A 2559-nucleotide genomic window follows, 5' to 3' on the forward strand; every position below is an offset into this window, starting at 1 on the left:
AATCAGAAACCGACGCTTCGGTTGTGATAGACGCAGCCAACGCCATTGCCCGCGAATTCAACGATCTCTCCAGCTATATCGAGAGCCAGCGCTCCGAAGCCGACCGAGAAATCGCTAACGCCGTAGACACCGTTAACGCGGCGCTTCAACGCGTTCAGCAGCTTAACACCAAGCTCAACTCGGTCGACCGCACGTCAAGTCAGGCCGCCGCCCTCATGGATGAGCGCCAGACTGTCGTGGATACGATTGCTGAATTCATGCCCATCGAGGCCGTCGATCGGGCCGCCGGCAAGATCGACATTGTGACCAAGGAAGGGGTTTACCTGCTTGCAGGCACAGCCCGCACGATCGAGTTTACCCCATCGAACATGTTCGGAGCCAGTCAGACGCTCGCCAATGGGGACCTGTCTGGCCTGACCGTCGATGGGCTTGACCTGACTCCCGGCGCAACGACCTATTCGGCCGTCTCCAGCGGCCTGTTCAGCGCGCTCTTCACCCTGCGCGATACAGATCTTCCCCAGTTCAGCGATCAGCTCGATACCGTCGCCAATGATCTGATTACTCGGCTTTCAGACGACGCGATCGACCCGACCAAGACCCCTGGAGACTATGGTCTCTTCGTTGACGGAAACCCAGGCGGTGGAGCAGGGCTCGCGGGCCGGATTAGCGTCAATCCGCTAATCGATCCAGACCAGGGCGGCGAGCTATACCGACTACGCGATGGACTTGGCGCAACAGCTGCCGGTCCATCGGGTGACAACACGATCCTGTCGGCCCTCTTCGGCGCCCTCACGGAGACAAGCGCGATCAGTTCCAACGGTTTGCAGGGTGTCTTCACCGCCGCAGAACTGGCCGCAAACTTTGCGTCCAAAACCGGTCAGACGCGGATCAGCAAAGAGACCATCCTGTCGTCAACATCGACCCAGCATTCGATCGTTTCTGAAGCCGAGCTGTCCAAGACGGGTGTCGATATCGACACGCAGATGCAGGAACTCCTCGCGATCGAACAGGCCTATGCGGCCAATGCGCGGGTAATGGAAATCGCCAACCAGATGATTCAGCGGTTGATGGAGCTTTGATATGATCCGTAACGCCCTCCCGATGAGCGTCCTGACCTCCAAGATCAGCCAGAGCACCGCCAAGCTGCGCGAGCAGATCAAGGATACCGGGAGTGAAGCCGTCACCGGCCGTGTCAGCGACATCACCAAGCATCTTTCCGGGCGCGTCGGCCAGGCCATGCTTGGCAAGAAGGCGATTGACGACCTCAGCAATGAAATGAGCCTGTTGCAGCTTCGCAAAAGCCGGCTGGATATCAGCCAGCAAAGCCTGAGCCATATTCAGACGAGCATTTCGGGGCTGACTGTTCGCGCCTTTGATGCGGTCAACTTCTCAAATGACAGTGAAATCGCGACAACAGCGCGCGATGCCGGGCTCGCCCTTGAGGGAATGCTGTCCACGCTCAATGCGCGCCATGGTGAACGTTTTCTGTTTGCTGGCGATGCAACCTCGACCGCGCCCTTTGAAGGGGCAGATCAACTGCTTGCCGATGTTGAGGCAATCGCGGCGGCGGCAACCGACGCAGCAGATCTCGAAGCGTCTCTCGACACTTACTTCAACGATCCGGCGGGCGACTGGCAGCAGAACATCTACAAAGGGGCGCAGACGGCATCCGACAGCGAGGCGACTCTCGCCATTGATCCAGCGCTGACGCAGATCGTCCGCGGCCTCTCAGTGCTCGCAATATCGCAGCCTGGCGGATCGGTGGACGCCCTCGGTGACAGCGATACAGTCCGGCTGTCGGCGGCAAACCGCCTCTCGGCCGGGGAGACCGCGCTGACAGATCTTCGCGCGACCATCGGGATCGACCAGAAGCGGATCGCGGATCGCACGCTCGATCTCGAAAAAGAAGAAATCACACTGGTCGAAGCCTATGCACTGATGACCGGGCGAGACCAGTACGAGGCGGCGTCCGCCCTCAAAGTGCTCGAAGCAAATCTCGAAGCCTCATACCTTCTCACCGCGCGGCTTTCCAATCTCTCGCTCCTGAATTTCCTGAGGTAGACCGATGAAGCATTTCGTATGGCTCCTGGCCCTTGCAGGTCTCACCCTCTCGGCCCTTCCCGCGCCGCCTGCCGACGCGCAGGCGCGGATCCGCGACATTGTAGATGTCGAAGGCGTGCGCCAGAACGATCTCATCGGCTATGGCATCGTGGTCGGCCTCAATGGCACGGGCGACACGGTACGCAACTCGCCCTTCACCGAGGATTCGCTGACCTACATGCTCGAACGCCTCGGCGTGAACGTTCAAGGCGAGGATATCAAACCGGACAATGTCGCCGCCGTTCTGGTGACGGCCACCCTGCCCTCCTTTGCCCGGAACGGCTCATCCGTCGACGTTTCTGTTTCCTCGATCGGCGACGCAGAAAGCCTTGAAGGCGGCACGCTCATTCTGACGCCGCTCAAGGGCGCCGACAATGAGGTCTATGCCGTCGCCCAGGGCAGTATCGTCGTCTCCGGCCTTGATGTGCAGGCGCAAGGCGCGAGCGTGCGCCGCGGTAT

Annotated in this window: 3 protein-coding genes; all 3 read left to right on the forward strand. The window is 60.0% G+C overall.

All coding sequences use genetic code 11. The annotated features are described in order from the left end of the window. The coding region (locus tag WA989_RS17680; RefSeq protein WP_424341793.1) for a FlgK family flagellar hook-associated protein at positions 1 to 1079 on the forward strand (1079 nt) is incomplete at its 5' end. A 1-nt stretch (position 1080) separates the two neighbouring features. Further along, positions 1081 to 2061, forward strand: a complete 981-nt coding sequence (locus WA989_RS17685; protein ID WP_424341794.1) for a flagellin — start codon at positions 1081 to 1083, stop codon at positions 2059 to 2061. A gap of 4 nt (positions 2062 to 2065) precedes the next feature. Next, the coding region (locus WA989_RS17690; RefSeq protein WP_424341795.1) for a flagellar basal body P-ring protein FlgI at positions 2066 to 2559 on the forward strand (494 nt) is incomplete at its 3' end.

Source organism: Henriciella sp. (genome assembly GCF_049649345.1).
In the GTDB taxonomy this organism is placed as follows: domain Bacteria; phylum Pseudomonadota; class Alphaproteobacteria; order Caulobacterales; family Hyphomonadaceae; genus Henriciella.